Annotated in this window: 16 protein-coding genes and 1 tRNA gene; 9 read left to right on the top strand and 8 right to left on the bottom strand. The window is 67.0% G+C overall.

The window, feature by feature from the left end; genetic code table 11:
* Positions 1-40 precede the first annotated feature (40 nt).
* Complete coding sequence (locus VNQ78_RS10425) at positions 41-970, bottom strand: LysR substrate-binding domain-containing protein (protein ID WP_325689384.1); 930 nt, start codon at positions 968-970, stop codon at positions 41-43.
* Between the two features lie 158 nt (positions 971-1,128).
* On the opposite strand from VNQ78_RS10425, the gene VNQ78_RS10420 reads away from it, so the two are divergent.
* The gene (locus VNQ78_RS10420) at positions 1,129-2,424 is read left to right on the top strand and encodes an FAD-dependent oxidoreductase (RefSeq protein WP_325689382.1); all 1,296 of its coding nucleotides are present in this window, start codon (positions 1,129-1,131) and stop codon (positions 2,422-2,424) included.
* 165 nt (positions 2,425-2,589) lie between these two features.
* The gene (gene speB, locus VNQ78_RS10415) at positions 2,590-3,564 is read left to right on the top strand and encodes an agmatinase (protein WP_325689380.1); all 975 of its coding nucleotides are present in this window, start codon (positions 2,590-2,592) and stop codon (positions 3,562-3,564) included.
* Positions 3,565-3,650: 86 nt separating this feature from the next.
* Here speB and VNQ78_RS10410 read toward each other — a convergent pair.
* The 3 genes from VNQ78_RS10410 to leuB form a co-directional block, all read right to left on the bottom strand.
* Positions 3,651-3,727: transfer RNA gene (locus tag VNQ78_RS10410), tRNA-Pro, on the bottom strand.
* Positions 3,728-3,784: 57 nt separating this feature from the next.
* Positions 3,785-4,732: a DMT family transporter gene (locus tag VNQ78_RS10405; protein WP_325689378.1), complete on the bottom strand. Its 948-nt coding sequence runs from the start codon at positions 4,730-4,732 to the stop codon at positions 3,785-3,787.
* Between the two features lie 61 nt (positions 4,733-4,793).
* Positions 4,794-5,915 carry a 3-isopropylmalate dehydrogenase gene (gene leuB / locus VNQ78_RS10400; RefSeq protein WP_325689376.1) on the bottom strand — a complete coding sequence of 374 codons (1,122 nt, stop codon included), beginning with the start codon at positions 5,913-5,915 and terminating at the stop codon, positions 4,794-4,796.
* 144 nt (positions 5,916-6,059) lie between these two features.
* Between leuB and VNQ78_RS10395 the strand changes: the two genes are divergently transcribed.
* Positions 6,060-6,461 (top strand): hypothetical protein, encoded by a 402-nt coding sequence (locus tag VNQ78_RS10395; RefSeq protein WP_325689374.1) that lies wholly within the window; start codon positions 6,060-6,062, stop codon positions 6,459-6,461.
* A gap of 56 nt (positions 6,462-6,517) precedes the next feature.
* A complete protein-coding gene (locus tag VNQ78_RS10390; protein ID WP_325689372.1) occupies positions 6,518-7,330 on the top strand; it encodes a uracil-DNA glycosylase in 813 nt (270 codons plus the stop codon).
* A gap of 9 nt (positions 7,331-7,339) precedes the next feature.
* Here VNQ78_RS10390 and VNQ78_RS10385 read toward each other — a convergent pair whose 3' ends face one another.
* Positions 7,340-8,146: a protein-disulfide reductase DsbD domain-containing protein gene (locus VNQ78_RS10385; protein ID WP_325689370.1), complete on the bottom strand. Its 807-nt coding sequence runs from the start codon at positions 8,144-8,146 to the stop codon at positions 7,340-7,342.
* A 122-nt stretch (positions 8,147-8,268) separates the two neighbouring features.
* On the opposite strand from VNQ78_RS10385, the gene VNQ78_RS10380 reads away from it, so the two are divergent.
* Positions 8,269-8,841, top strand: coding sequence for a YqgE/AlgH family protein (locus tag VNQ78_RS10380; protein ID WP_325689368.1), 573 nt, complete (start codon positions 8,269-8,271; stop codon positions 8,839-8,841).
* A gap of 3 nt (positions 8,842-8,844) precedes the next feature.
* Here VNQ78_RS10380 and VNQ78_RS10375 read toward each other — a convergent pair whose 3' ends face one another.
* Positions 8,845-9,795, bottom strand: coding sequence for an L-threonylcarbamoyladenylate synthase (locus tag VNQ78_RS10375; RefSeq protein ID WP_325689366.1), 951 nt, complete (start codon positions 9,793-9,795; stop codon positions 8,845-8,847).
* Positions 9,796-9,906: 111 nt separating this feature from the next.
* Here VNQ78_RS10375 and VNQ78_RS10370 point away from each other — a divergent pair, with 111 nt between their 5' ends.
* The 4 genes from VNQ78_RS10370 to VNQ78_RS10355 are packed head-to-tail and all read left to right on the top strand — an operon-like array spanning position 9,907 to position 13,498.
* The gene (locus VNQ78_RS10370) at positions 9,907-11,598 is read left to right on the top strand and encodes an acyl-CoA dehydrogenase family protein (protein WP_325689364.1); all 1,692 of its coding nucleotides are present in this window, start codon (positions 9,907-9,909) and stop codon (positions 11,596-11,598) included.
* Entirely contained in the window at positions 11,595-12,617 is a 1,023-nt protein-coding gene (locus VNQ78_RS10365; protein WP_325689362.1) for an MBL fold metallo-hydrolase, read from the top strand. The genes VNQ78_RS10370 and VNQ78_RS10365 overlap by 4 nt, the downstream gene beginning before the upstream one ends.
* Before the next feature lie 55 nt (positions 12,618-12,672).
* Positions 12,673-12,825 (top strand): aa3-type cytochrome c oxidase subunit IV, encoded by a 153-nt coding sequence (locus tag VNQ78_RS10360; protein ID WP_325689360.1) that lies wholly within the window; start codon positions 12,673-12,675, stop codon positions 12,823-12,825.
* Between the two features lie 25 nt (positions 12,826-12,850).
* Positions 12,851-13,498 (top strand): hypothetical protein, encoded by a 648-nt coding sequence (locus VNQ78_RS10355; RefSeq protein ID WP_325689357.1) that lies wholly within the window; start codon positions 12,851-12,853, stop codon positions 13,496-13,498.
* Here VNQ78_RS10355 and VNQ78_RS10350 read toward each other — a convergent pair.
* On the bottom strand, positions 13,483-13,812 hold the full coding sequence (locus VNQ78_RS10350; protein WP_325689355.1) for an AzlD domain-containing protein: 330 nt from the start codon (positions 13,810-13,812) through the stop codon (positions 13,483-13,485). The genes VNQ78_RS10355 and VNQ78_RS10350 overlap by 16 nt on opposite strands.
* Positions 13,809-14,603: an AzlC family ABC transporter permease gene (locus VNQ78_RS10345; protein ID WP_325689353.1), complete on the bottom strand. Its 795-nt coding sequence runs from the start codon at positions 14,601-14,603 to the stop codon at positions 13,809-13,811. The genes VNQ78_RS10350 and VNQ78_RS10345 overlap by 4 nt, the downstream gene beginning before the upstream one ends.
* Positions 14,604-14,758: the final 155 nt, after the last annotated feature.

The following is a 14,758-nucleotide window of genomic DNA, read 5'->3' as shown; positions in this document are numbered from 1 at the left end:
GGGGCGCCGCAGGATAAGCACAGAAGGAGTGGGCAATCGTTTAGTTTTTCTGCTGCATCTGATCGCGCATCGACTTCGCCATCTGCATCAGCCAGTTCAGGAACTGGCGCGCGACGGGCCGGTCCAGCGTGGTCTGGCCCCAGCAGATGAAATAGGGATCGGGCAGCGCAAGCCGGTCCGGCGACAGGCGCACCAGCCGGCCGGATTCGAGGTCACCCCTCGCGAAGGACCATTGCGCCAGGACCGCACCCTGCCCAGCGGCGGCCGCTTCCAGCCCCATGCCCGAGGCCGAATAGATCGCGACATGGCGCAGCGGCGGCGGGTCGGCGGTAAGCTGCATCTTGAACCAGTCGCGCCAATGCGGCTCGGTCGTGTATTGCGCGCCCCAGTCAATGCCGATCAGGGGCAGGCGCGACAGGCCGTCGGCGGTCAGCGCCTCGGGGTGGCGGGCCAGGAAATCGGGCGAGGCCGCCGGAAAGCAGTGATCGGTGAAGAGCACGCGCGAATGGGTATAGCGCCGCCCGGCCTCGCCATAGGTCAGGCGGAACATATGCTCGAGCATATGCGAATCCGGCTCGAGATCCTGTGCGATCAGCCGCAGGGTCGATTCCTGCGCGGCAGCCTGAAAAGCGGGCAGCAACGGGTTCAGCCAGCGTTGCAGCAGGGTCGGCAGGCAGGAAAGCGTCAACTCCTGCGCGACCCGGTGTTCCGCGATATAGTCCTGCGCCAGCGCAAAGCGCCCGAACCCCTGCGAGATCAGCTCGTGATATCCGCGCGCGGCCGGGGTCAGGGCGGCGCGGCGGCCGTCCTTGACCAGCAGCACCATGTCCAGATGTTCCTCGAGCAGGCGCAATTGCTGGCTGACCGCCCCCGGCGTCACATTCAGTTCCTGCGCCGTCGCGTGGACCGTGCCGAGACGCCCGAAGGCCTCGAAGATCTGCATCGCGCGCAAAGGGGGAAGCTGCGCCAAGGGAACTCCCGCTTGCTGGTCGTTAGTTTAGCTGGCCTGTCGCACCCGCCAGGCGAACTGAATTGCCCGCCCCGAAAGCCTGCGTATAGCATCGGTGAAGCCTCAGGCAACAAGCCGCTGCGGCGGAAGGTCACGGCTTTACCAAGGGAGAGCGGGGAATGAAGCAGGTCGTCATCATCGGGGCGGGGATCATCGGTGGCGCCATCGCCTATGAAATGGCGAAAGCGGGTTGGGCCGTCACCGTCGTCGACAAGGCCCCCGAGGCCGGCTACGGCTCGACCTCGAATTCCTCGGCGGTGATCCGCATCAACTATTCAGTCATGGAAACCTGCGCCATGGCGCTGGAGGGCTGGACCTATTGGCGCGACTGGGCCGCCTATGTCGGTCTGCCCGATGAACGCCCGCTCGCCACTTATAGAGAGACCGGATCGCTGGTGATCTATTCCGGCGAGGGCGCGGCGATGACCAGAATCACCGAGATCATGGACCGGATCGGCGGGGCCTATGACCGCGTCGCGCCCGAGGGCATCCGCGATTATCTGCCCAAGGCCGACCTGCAATCCTATGCCCCCGCCCGGCGCCTCGACCACCCCGATTTCGGCGAACCGAACCCGGAGCAGGTGGGCGGCGCGGTATTCTTCCATCAGGCGGGCTATGTGAACGATCCGAAACTGGCCGCGCAGAACCTGCAATGGGCGGCCGAGCGCGAGGGGGCGGCGTTCCGCTTCCGCGCCAAGGTGGCGGGGATTGAGACGCGGGAAGGCCGCGTTTCGGGCGTCCGGCTCGAGGATGGCTCGGTGCTCCCCGCAGATGTCGTGGTCAATGCGGCCGGTCCGTGGTCGGCGGCGCTGAACCGTATGGCCGGCGTGACCGGGGACATGACCATCCGCAACCGCCCGAACCGTCAGGAGGTCGCCTATATTCCCGGCCCCGCCAATATGGATTATCGCCAGGACGGCATCGTGATCGCCGATCTGGATGCCGAGTTCTATGCCCGCCCCGACCCGGTCGGCATCTGCGTCGGCTCAACCGATCCGGCCTGCGACACGCATGAATGGATCGAGGATCCCGACGCGCTCGACACCCGCTTCACCGACCAGTGGACGACCATCGTGATGCGCGGGGCGATGCGCTTGCCCGAGATGCGCATTCCCGGTCAGGCAAGCGGGCTGGTGGCGCTTTACGACACGTCGGACGACTGGCTGCCGATCTTTGACAGGACCAGCCTGCCGGGTTTCTACCTCGCCTGCGGAACATCCGGGAACCAGTTCAAGATGGCGCCTGTCGTGGGCAAGCTGATGAACCACCTCATCACGGAATCCGAGGCCGGACATGATCACGATGCCGAGCCTCTGGCTTTCCGGCTGGAACGGACGCGCCGCGAGATCGGCCTTGGCACCTACAGCCGAAAACGCGCGATCAATGCCGAATCGAGCTTCTCGGTCATGGGCTAGCCATCGGGATCCCGGCACGCCCGCCGCGAATGGTCGCACGCTTGGGTCTTGAGCTGGCGCGCCAAAACCCGTTCCTATGGGGCGTGGGCGGCCCGTCCCAAGTCCCTCGACGACGGACAAGGCGCCGACGCGATGTTTCCGTGAACCCAGCCGGAGAGGGCCGCCATGCCTCGCTATCACAAACCCGTCGATGCAGCCGAAGTGCCCCGCTTTGCCGGCCAGTCCACGTTCATGCGCCTGCCGGCGGTGGCAACGGCCGAAGGGCTGGATATCGCGCTGGTCGGCATCCCCTGGGATGGAGGCACGACCAATCGCGCCGGCGCCCGGCATGGCCCGCGCGAGGTCAGAAACCTCTCAAGCCTGATGCGCAGCGCCCATCATGTTTCCGGGATCGCGCCATATGAAATGGCAAATGTCGCGGATGTGGGCGACCTTCCGGTCAATCCCGTCGATCTGGCCGACAGCATCGCCCGAATAGAGGAGGGCATGTCCCGGATCGTGGCGGCGGGCGCGCTTCCGCTTTCGGTCGGGGGCGATCACCTCACCACGCTTCCGGTCCTGCGCGCCATTTCATCGGGCAGGCCTGCGGGCGGAAAGCCCCTCGGGATGATACAGTTCGACGCGCATTCCGATACCAATGACAGCTATTTCGGCGGCAATCGCTATACCCATGGAACGCCCTTCCGACGCGCCATCGAGGAAGGGTTGCTCGATCCCAAACGTCTCGTGCAGATCGGCATTCGCGGCTCGGTCTACGAAACGGGAGAGCATGACTGGGCCAAGGCGCAGGGCGTGCGGATCATCTATATCGAGGAATTCATCCGCCGTGGTGCTGCCGATGTGATCGCCGAAGCCACCGCAATCGTCGGCAGCGATGCGACCTATATCACCTTCGATATCGACTGCATCGACCCCTCGATGGCGCCCGGCACCGGCACGCCCGAGATCGGCGGCTTCACCACCCGCGAGGCTCAGGAGATGCTTCGCCTGCTGGACAAGGTGAATATCGTCGGCGCGGATGTCGTCGAGGTCTCGCCCCCGTTCGATGTCGGCGGCATGACCGCGCTTGTGGGCGCAACCGTGGTTTTCGAGCTGCTCTGCATCATGGCCGACCATATTCGGCGCCACCGGACCGACTGATGAACACGTCGCCCGATGCGAAGCGAACGAACGGCGTTCCCGCGCGGGTGGCTTACGATGCGACAGATTTTCGGGATGATGTTCAATGGTCGGAGCGAGAGGATTCGAACCTCCGACCCCCTGCTCCCGAAGCAGGTGCGCTACCAGGCTGCGCTACGCTCCGACCGTGGAGGGGCAGGTAGCCCGACGGACGGCGGAATGCAAGGGGGTTCGTGCGCTTTTATCGCCGGTTCAGCATCCGCCTGAGCAAGCTGGCGCGCGGCGTTATGACCGTCTCGCTGCGCAGGCGTGCCTCGGTCACGGGCCGCAGGTTCGAACTGCCGCTGCCCTCGCGCATCAGGATGAAAAGACCCGAGCCGATGATGAGCGCGGCGCCGATCAGCGTCGCCCGGTCGGGGCGCTCCTCGAACAGCAGCCAGCCATAGGCGATTGCCCAGAGCATCTGGGAATATTGCATCGGCGCGACATTCGCGGCCTCGCCATTCTGATAGGCGAGGATCAGCAGGAATCCGGCGGCAAGTCCCAGCAGCGCGATCAGCGCGGTGAGGGCAAGGTCTCCCCCGGCCATCGGGCGATAGGCCAGCCCGAGGGAAAGCCCGGTCAGCAGGAAGTTTCCGAGGATGGGCCAGAGGATCAGGATCACCGTCCGCTCAGACCGGCCGAGCTTGCGCACCACCACCGCCGCCATGGCATTCGAGAGTGCCGCGAAAAGCGCCGCGAGATGGCCGAGGTCGAGGGGCACATAGCCCGGCCGCAGCACCACCAGCACGCCCGCCAGCCCCACGGCGACGGCCAGCCAGCGCTGCGGGCCAACACGCTCGCCCAGGATCGGCACGGCAAGGATGGTGATGATCAGGGGTGCGGCGAAAAGGATCGAATAGACCTGCGCGAGGGGCAGCGCCGAGAAGGCGTAGAAGCCGCAGATCCCCGAATTGACGATGCAGAGCGAGCGCAGCGTGACCCAGAAGGGAGAGCGCGGCCTGAGCGTCCCATGCGTTGGATCGCGCAGCAGCAGGATGGCGATGGGCGGGAACGAGAACAGGGCCGAAAAGAACAGGATCTGCAGCGCGGGATAGCCCCCGCCCAGATATTTGATGATCACGTCATGGGTCGAATAAATCCCCATCGACATGAGGGCGAGCAGCGCCCCCCTGAGATTTCCCCGCATAGCCCCTCCCCGGCCCGCAGAAATGACCGCGCCCGCCTTTCGGGGCGGGCGCGGCGGTATCTCAGAGTGCGGAAAGGGCCTCGACGATCTTGTCGCCCATCTGCGAGGTCGAGACCGGGGTACCGCCCTCGGGGCCCATCAGGTCGGCGGTGCGTACGCCGTCGGCCAGCACCTTCTCGACCGCCTTCTCCAGCAGATCGGCCTCGGCGCCGAGGTCGTAGCTGTAGCGCAGCGCCATGGCGAAGCTGAGGATGCAGGCGATCGGGTTGGCCTTGCCCTGACCCGCGATGTCGGGGGCCGAGCCGTGGACCGGCTCATACATCGCCTTCGGACGGCCATTCGCCATCGGCGCGCCGAGGCTGGCCGAGGGCAGCATCCCAAGCGAGCCGGTCAGCATCGCGGCGGCATCCGAGAGCAGGTCGCCGAACAGGTTGTCAGTCACGATCACGTCGAACTGGCGGGGGCGGCGGACAAGCTGCATGGCGCCGTTATCGGCATACATGTGCGACAGCTCAACTTCCGGGTATTCGTTGTCGTGGACCCATTGCACCTCCTCACGCCAGAGGATGCCCGATTCCATCACGTTGGCCTTTTCCATCGAGCAGACGCGGTTGTCGCGCTTCTTCGCCAGCTCAAAGGCCGCGCGCGCGACGCGCCGGATCTCGCCCGAGGTATAGCGCTGGGTGTTGATCCCGACGCGGCCACCCTCGTTCTGGGGGTTATTGTCGTCGGAATGGATGCCGCGCGGCTCGCCGAAATAGACGCCCGAGGTCAGTTCGCGCACGATCAGGATATCGAGGCCCGCGACCACTTCACGCTTCAGCGACGAAAAATCGGCCAGCGCGTCAAAACATTGCGCCGGGCGCAGGTTCGCGAACAGGTCCATCTCCTTGCGCAGCCGCAGAAGGCCGCGCTCGGGCTTTACCGAGAAATCGAGGTTGTCATAGGCCGGGCCGCCCACGGCGCCCAGAAGGACAGCGTCCACTTCCTGCGCCTTGGCCATGGTCTCGTCGGCCAGCGGCACGCCATGCTTGTCATAGGCCGCACCGCCGACCAGATCCTCGCTGACATCGAACTGGATGCCCTTGTTGGTCTGGAACCAGCCGATGACCTTGCGCACCTCGGTCATCACTTCGGGACCGATGCCGTCGCCGGGCAGGATCAGCAGGGAATGGGTGGTCATCGCAGGGCATCCTCTCGTGCTACGCGCGTTCGGCAAACCGCCTAGCCCTGCCGTCACCCTGCGTCAAGTTCACGGCGAATTGGGTTGCGCCCGGTGTGGCCTTGGGGCGGGATGGGCGGGCAACCGGAAATAAAGGGGCAACCCATGAAACCAAGCACGGCTTTGGCCGCAGCGCTGGTGCTGATGGCCGGCGCGGCGCTGGCCGACGGCGGCGTCACCGTCCAGCTTCCCGACATCTCGGGCCTCGATCAGGAGGAGGCGACGCGGCTGATCGCCGACCTCGCGAATGTGAACGTGATCACCTCGAACTGCCCGGGATACGAGATCTCCAACGGCGAATGGACGCTGATCACCGGCACCGGCGATCTGCTGGCGGCCAAGCTCGGGCTGGATGCGACGGCCTATGACCGCAAATATTACGGCCCCGCCTTCAAGCTGCTCGACGATCCCGCCGCCTGCGACCGGATCGGGCCGACCGCGAAGCCGCTGATCCAGCGGCTGGTCGGGATGGGCGGCGACACCACCCCCCTCGCCAAGTCCCGTTAGGACCATCGCGCGCGCTGGTCCTTGTCGCGGCGCGGCTTGCGCCCTAGCCTGCGCGCATGACGGCAGATCCGACCTATAGGGGATTCGCGCTCGACGCGGAAACGGCACTCGCGCTTTTGCAGTGGCAGGCCGAGCTTGGCGCGGACGAGCCATGCCTTGACGCGGCGATCGACCGCTACGGCCTGCCCGACCGCCCCGCCGCGCCGGTTGCCGCCCAACCGGCCCCCGCAGCCGCGACTGCGCCGCCGCCGGATGCCGCGACCGACCATGCCGCGCGGGCCGAGGCGCTGGCCGGGGCCGCGACCACGCTTTCAGCCCTCGCCGCCGCGCAGGAAAGCTTCGAGCCGATCGAGCTGCGCAAAGGTGCGCGCAATTTCTGCTTTGCCGACGGGCGCGCCGGTGCGCGGGTCATGGTGATCGGCGAGGCCCCGGGCGAGGAGGAGGATATGCAGGGCCGCCCCTTCGTCGGACGGGCGGGCCAGCTTCTCGACCGGATGTTCGCCGCCATCGGCCTGTCGCGGGACGCGACCGATGCCGAGCGCGGGCTCTATATCACCAATGTCCTGCCCTGGCGGCCGCCGGGGAACCGCAGACCCGAACCGGCCGAGATTGCCTTGATGCTGCCCTTCCTGCGCCGCCATGTCGAGCTGGTGCAACCCGAGCTGCTGGTCCTGATGGGCAATACTCCCTGCATCGCGGCGCTGAACCGGCAGGGCATTCTGAAGCTGCGCGGCAAGTGGAGCGAGGCCTTCGGCCTGCCCGCCCTGCCGATGACCCATCCCGCCTATCTGCTGCGCACGCCGCTGGCGAAGCGCGAGGCCTGGGCCGACCTGCTCTCGGTCGCGGCGCGGCTCGACGGCGAGGCCTAGTCGCGCGCCTTAATCCCGGGCCGGGTTGCAGCCCAGAAACTCGGTCGCGTCATCCGGCCCGATCAGGGTCAGGCGCAGTCGCGCGGGATCGAGGGGGAAGGGCTTGCCCGTCTCGGGAACGAAATCGGCCCGCGCGCTCAGCACGCCGTCGACATTGGCAAGCTCGGGCTGCGAGACCCAGACCGGGTCTCCGGGCAGTTCCATCGCCACTTCGGGTGCATCGCGGCCAGCAAAGCGCGCGGTCACGCGCATGCCGTCGCCGATCTCCTCGACATGGCAATCAGGCAGTTCGGTTTCCTGCGTCGGAACCGTTGCCAGCGAGGCCTCGATCAGCGGGTCGGGCGTCTCCTGCGGCGGGGGCGCGGCCAGCGTGACCTGAACCGGCACGCAGATATCCTCGCAAAGGCCGAAATCGACCACCACGGCCAGATCGACCGGCAATGCCGGATCCACGGGCGCAATCTCGATCGGCAGGACCAGCCGGTCGTGATAGCCCAGCGTGCGCTCTCCGCCGGATTCGATCGTCTCGGGGCGCGGCCAATGCATCGCGACCTCGCCCATGTTCCGCGACCCCGACCAGTCGAAGACCGGCGGCACGCCGGCATCGCCGGGGCTGCGCCAATAGGTCTTCCAGCCCGGCTGAAGTTCCAGCCGCAACGCGGTCATGCGGTGCCCTTCCGGGGTAAGCCAGCCCGGCATCAACTCGGCCGAGACGAGGCCGGGCGGCTGCGCGCCCGGCTGCGACAGGTTCTGAGCGAAAGCACCCTGCGCAAAGGCAGGCATGACCGAGAGGAAAAGAAGAGCGACGGATTTCATGTTCGTAGTCTTAGGCGCGCGCGGGGGTGTCGGTGAAGTCACAATGACGCAAGCAGGGTCATCCACTCTTGCGCAATCGCAAACCAGTGCCGATCTTTTGGTTAAGTACGAGGGAGCAGCCATTGGACACGTCCGCCGATCTGACCGGCAAATTCCTGATCGCCATGCCCGGAATGCGTGATCCGCGCTTCGAGCATTCCGTCATCCTGGTATGCGCGCATACCGAGGACGGGGCGATGGGGATTCTGGTCAACCGCCCCATGCCCGAGATTGGCTTCAGCGACCTGCTGGCCCAATTGGGGATCGACGCGGGCGCCAATGCGGTCGACCTTCCGGTGCGATTCGGCGGCCCGGTCGAGCCGGGGCGCGGCTTCGTCCTGCATCACGTCCCCGAGGGCAGCACCCCGAACGAGACGCGGATGCTGATCGGCGACAGCATCGCGCTTTCGACCACCCGTGACATTCTTGAGGATTATGCGGCCGGGCACGGCCCGCAGCCCGCCTTCCTCGCGCTCGGCTATGCGGGATGGGGTCCGGGTCAGCTCGATTCCGAGATCCTCGCCAATGGCTGGCTGACCGCCGACCGGCTGGACGATCTGGTCTTCGGTTCGGACAATGCCGGGAAATGGCGCGCGGCGCTTGGCGGCCTCGGGATCGACCCGCTGGCGCTGTCACCCAGCGCGGGCCATGCCTGAGCGCTAGCGCGGCGCGGCGGCCCGGCGCAGCCGGTCGTTGATCGCAGCGCCCAGCCCGGTCTCGGGCACCGGCGCGATGGCAATGGGCCGTTCCATCGCATCGGCCTGATGCAGAACCTCGAAGAGGCGCGCCGCCGCCTCGACCATGTCGCCGCCGGCGCTGAGCGTCAGGTCGCCAGACACCTTGCCGAAACCGATCATCACCTCGCCCGTCTCTGCCCCGGTCGCGTTCAGCCTCAGGCTGGCACGCGGGGCGTAATGGCTCAGCAACTGGCCCGGCGCGCTCGGGGCATCGGGATCGTGGGAGGGACGCATCAGGCGCTGGCCCAGCGCGGCCTCGATCGCCTCGGCGGGAATGCCGCCGGGGCGCAGCAGCGCCGGACGCCCGCCCGACCAGCCGACAATGGTGGATTCGACACCGACCGGGCAGGCCCCTGCGTCCAGAACGGCCGGGATCCGCCCGCCCAGCCCGTTCGCGGGATCGGCGACATGGGCGGCGGTGGTCGCGGTGATTCGACCCGAGGGATTGGCCGAGGGCGCGGCCAGTGGCCCGCCGAAAGCCACCAGCAGCCTGTGCGCCACCGGATGCGCGGGCATACGGATCGCGACCGTATCAAGCCCCGCCGTGACCAGCGACGCGATCCCCGCATCAGGCCGCAGCGGCAGCACCAGCGTCAGCGCGCCGGGCCAGAACGCATCGGTCAGCACCAGCGCCTCGCTGTCGAAGACCGCGAAACGCTCGGCCATGTCCTGATCGGCGACATGGACGATCAGCGGGTTGAAACTGGGCCGCCCCTTCGCCGCATAGATTCGCGCCACCGCCTCGGGGTTGCGGGCGTCGCCGGCGAGGCCGTAGACCGTCTCGGTCGGGATGGCGACGACCTCGCCCGCTGCCAGCAGGGCGCAAGCCTCGTCAATCCCTTGATCGTCCGGTGAAAGAAGTCGGGTCTGCATTTGTTACGTCGGGTTCGGGTTGCTGGCCTGAGCGACGGCCATCATGATCGCGCCAAGGGTTCAATTATGCGCCAACGCCGGTTTTGCCAAGGCGCAGGGGGGAAATGGATCATGGCATATAACGCTCCGGTCGAGCAGATCGCGTTCATCCTGAACAAGGTCGTGGGCCTGCCCGAAGTCGCGGCAACCGCGATGTTCGCAGAGGCCACGCCGGAAACCGTCGATGCCATCCTGACCGAGGCCGGCCGCGTCGCGACCGAGGTGATCGCGCCGGTGAACCGCTCGGGCGATCTGACGCCCGCAAGGATCGAAAACGGGCGACTCCGCTCCAGCCCCGGTTTCGCCGAAGCCTTCGCCGCGCTGGCCGAGGGCGGCTGGATCGGCCTCGCCTCCAGCCCCGAGCATGGCGGCATGGGCCTGCCGCAGGCGCTGAACATGGCCGTGAACGAGATGGTCGCCTCGGCCTGCCTTGCCCTGCAACTGAACCCGCTGCTGACACAGGGCCAGATCGAGGCGCTGGAGCATCACGGCAGCGAGGAGCTGAAGGCGCTTTACCTGCCCAAGCTCAATTCCGGCGAATGGTCGGGCACGATGAACCTGACCGAGCCGGGGGCGGGCTCGGATGTGGGCGCGCTGACCACGCGGGCCGAGCGGGCGGAGGACGGAACCTATCGCATCACCGGGCAAAAGATCTTCATCACCTGGGGCGACAGCGACGTGACCGCGAATGTCTGCCACCTCGTCCTCGCGCGGCTGCCCGATGGCGCGCCGGGAACGCGGGGGATCAGCCTCTTCATGGTGCCGAAATTCATCCCCGACGAGAATGGCGAACCCGGCGCCCCGAACGACCTGCGCGTCGTCAGCCTTGAACACAAGCTGGGCATCCACGGCTCTCCCACCTGCGTGATGAGCTTCGAGGGCGCGAAGGGCTGGATCGTGGGCGCCGAGCACAAGGGCATGGCCGCGATGTTCACGATGATGAACTGCGCCCGGCTTGGCGTCGGCATCCAGGGCGTCGCGCAGGGCGAGGCCGCGTTGCAGCAGGCCGCCGCCTATGCCGCCGAGCGCGTCCAGATGGGCCCGATCATCCGCCATCCCGATGTGCGCCGGATGCTGGCGACGGCGCGGGCCGAGGTCTTTGCCGCCCGCGCCATCTGCCTTGCCTGCGCGGTCGCGATCGACATGGCGAAGGCCACGGGCAGCGCCGACTGGGCCGCGCGCGCCGCTTTCCTGACTCCGATCGCCAAGGCCTATGGCACGGATGCGGGCACCCGCGCCGCCGATACCGCGGTGCAGGTCCATGGCGGCATGGGCTATATCGAGGAGACCGGCATCGCCCAATATCTGCGCGACGTGCGCATCACCTCGATCTATGAGGGGACGAACGGCATTCAGGCCATGGATCTGGTCGGGCGCAAGCTCGCCGATGGCGGGACCGCCGCCATGGCCCTGCTGGACGAGGTCCTTGACGGGGCCAAGGCTGCGCAGAGTGCCGAGCCTGAGCTTGCCCATCAGGTCTGGCAATGCGCCGAGACCCTGCGCGAGGCGACGCAGGATCTGCTGGACCGCGACCTGCCCGAGCGTTTTTCCGGCGCGGTACCCTATCTCTCGGCCTTCGCGCGCGTCCTTGGCGCGCATTACCACCTGCTTGCGGCGACGCGGGGCGGCAGCGCGGCATTGGCGCGGGTCCATATCGCCCGGATCCTGCCGCAATTCGCAGCCGATCTTGCGGCGGCGAAGGCCGGGCTTGCCGATCTCGAGGCGCTTGACGACGCGGTATTCCTCGGTCAAATGGCGTCGTGATCCACAGCTTGACGCATATCCAGCCCGCCGAGGGCGAGGCGCATGAAGTCGCGCCGGGGGTGCTGTGGATGCAGATGCCCCTGCCCTTCAAGCCGGATTTCGTCAATGTCTACGCGCTGCGCGACGATGACGGCTGGACGGTGATCGATACCGGAATAGACACCCGCAACTGCCGCGCCATCTGGCAAAGGCTGATGGCCGGACCGCTTGGCGGCCTGCCCGTCACCCGGCTGATCGTCACGCATCACCACCTCGACCATATGGGACTGGCTGGCTGGTTCGAGGCCCGTGGGGCGGAACTCTGGACCTCGCGCACCGCCTGGCTGATGGCACGGATGAGCATTCTGGACCTTCAGGACCGCCCGACGCCCGAGGCCGTCGCCTTCTGGCGCCGCACCGGGATGCCATCGGCGATGATCGCCGAACGGGCCGAGGAACGCCCCTTCAACATGGCCGACCACAGTGCCCCATTGCCGCCCGGTTTCCGCCGTCTGGTCGAGGGGCAGGAGATCGCCTTTGGCAACCGGCGCTGGACCGTGCACATGGGCGAGGGGCACGCGCCCGAGCATGTGACGCTCTGGTCGCTGGACGACGACCTCGTGATCGGCGGCGACCAGTTGCTTGCCTCGATCTCGCCCAATCTGGGCGTCTATCCGAACGAGCCGGAGGCGGATACGGTCGGCGCCTGGATCGAATCCAGCACGCATCTGCTGACCCATGCGAATGAGCGGCAGCTGGTCCTGCCCGGCCACAAGCTGCCCTATCGCGGGCTGCCGACGCGGCTGCGCCAAATGATCGACAACGAGAACGCGGCAATCGACCGGCTGGCTGCCGGCCTTGCCCAATCGCCGCGCACGGTGGTCGACTGTTTCGAGCTGCTCTATCGCAGGGCGATCAGCAAGACGGAATTCGGTCTCGCCTTGGCCGAGGCGGTCGGGCATATCAACCACCTGCGGGCTGCGGGACGGGTGTGGCACGCGGGCCAGACCTCGGACGGGGCCGACCTATGGGGGGCGTGACAGGGATGCCGCTTTAGGCTATCCCTTGGCCCACATGTCGAACGAGGGGTATGGGATGGCATCGCACCACGAGATCACCGAACACAAGCATGGTGAAATGGATATCAGCGAGCATCAGAAAACCTTTGCGGGTTTCGTCAAGGCCTCGACCTGGGTGGCGGGCCTCTCGATCGCAGTCCTGATCTTCATGGCGTTGACCAACGCCTGACAGACGCCCTTTCCGGAGAATTGAGATGCAACGGCGTGCCTTTCTTGCGCTGACGCTGCCGGCCGTTCTTGCGGCTTGCGGCGCAGACAACATCATGGCCAGCGACCAGGAGGTGCAGCGCGCGCGCTATGTCTCGAACGAGCCCCCCTCGATCACCCTCCTGACGGTGATCGGCATTCCCCGGGGCGAGGGCGGGCATTCCGCGCTGATGATCAACGGCAGCCAGCGCGTGATCTTCGACCCGGCCGGAAGCTGGAGCCATCCCCAGATCCCCGAGCGCCATGACGTCCTCTATGGGATCACCCCGAACTTCCGTAACTTCTACATCGACTATCACGCCCGCCAGACCTATTGGGTGGCCGAGGATACGGTGCCGGTTTCGCTGGCCGTGGCCGATGCCGCGATCCGCTCGGCCGAGCGGCAGGGCGCCACGAACAAGAGCTTCTGCGCCGTGGCGACGGGCCAGGTGCTGCGCCGGGTGCCGGGATTCGAGAACGCGCCGACCGGATTCGCGCCGCTGAAGCTGCGCAACTGGTTCCTGACCCTGCCCGGCGTCACCTCGAAAAAGCACATGGACGGCGATCCGGCCAACAACCATGACGTGCTGCTCAGGCAAAAGAACGGCGTGGTCGTCGGCTATGGCACCGACGGCCATCTTCACGCCCAGAGGTAGAGCATCCCGAAAAGCGTCACCATCCCCGCGACGATCGCCAGAAGCACGTTGCGGGTGATGATCCCGGTGGCCAGCGCGACTGCCGCCGCGCTCAGCCGCACGGGATCGGGCTGCCCCCCTGTCGCGGCCGGCCAGACGACCAGCGGCGCCGCGATCGCCGGCAGAACGGCGACGGCGGTATAGCGCAGCGCGCGCGCCGCCCATTCCGGCACCGGCCGTTTCCCGATCACCCCAAGGAACGACCAGCGGATCAGATAGGTCCCGATCCCCAGCGTCAGGATCACGAACCAGACCTTCATGTCGAAACCGCTCATTCGAGCCCCCTTGCGGCGATGCGTTCCATCCGCCGCTCGACCAGCGCGCCCGTGGCCATGGCCAGCGGCGCGGCCAGCAGGATCCCCAGCCCCGAGGGCAGCGTGCTGAACCCCAGCGTCGCGATGATCGAGACCGCGGCCGCCGCCAGATGCGCCGGCGTGCGCAGCATCGGCGCCACCATGGCGATGAAGGTGATCGGCAGCGCGAAATCCAGCGCCCAGCTTTCGGGGATCGCCCGGCCCAGCCGGAAGCCCACCGCGCTGGCGATGACCCAGGGGATGCACGAGCAAAGCGCCGTCCCGAAGAAATAGGCAAGGCGCTGATCCACCCGCAGGCGGGGATGCTTCTCGAACTGCTGGATCGACAGCGCATAGGACTGGTCGATCAGCAGATAGGCCAGCAGACCCCGCTGGCACGGCGACGCGCCGCCCAGCCAGGGCACCAGCGAGGCCGAATACATCGCCATCCGCAGGTTCACCGCCAAGGCCGAAAGCAGGATGATGACGACCGGGGCATGATCGTTCAGAAGTTGCACCGCGGTGAATTGCGACGCGCCCGCAAGCACCAGCACCGAAAAGCCCAGCACCTGCGCGAGGTCGAGACCGGATTCCGCCGCCAGCACGCCAAAGAGCAGACCGAAAGGCACCAGAACCAGCAGGAAGGGCAGCGACTGGATCACGCCATGTCGCAGGCATTCGGCTGGACTGCGGGCCAGAACGCGACGCTCATCCGGCGTCAGGACGGGATCGGCCTCGGGCGTGACCGCCGGAGGGCTTTCTGGGAAGGTCATGGTGGAAACGGCTTCGACTTGCGCTATGGGTGGAGGGAGATTGGCCAAAGCCCGCGACGGGCGCAAGGGTGGGATGATTTCGACCGCAAGCAAACGGGCCGGGTTCGACATTCGCCACGGCGTTCCCCCGCATCTTCAGGGCGCGGCGGCGCGGC

The sequence above is a fragment of the Paracoccus sp. (in: a-proteobacteria) genome, assembly GCF_035556475.1.
Classification (GTDB): Bacteria; Pseudomonadota; Alphaproteobacteria; order Rhodobacterales; family Rhodobacteraceae; genus Paracoccus.
Note: the sequence above shows the minus strand (reverse complement) of the source record. Positions and strands in the feature narration are given on the sequence as shown.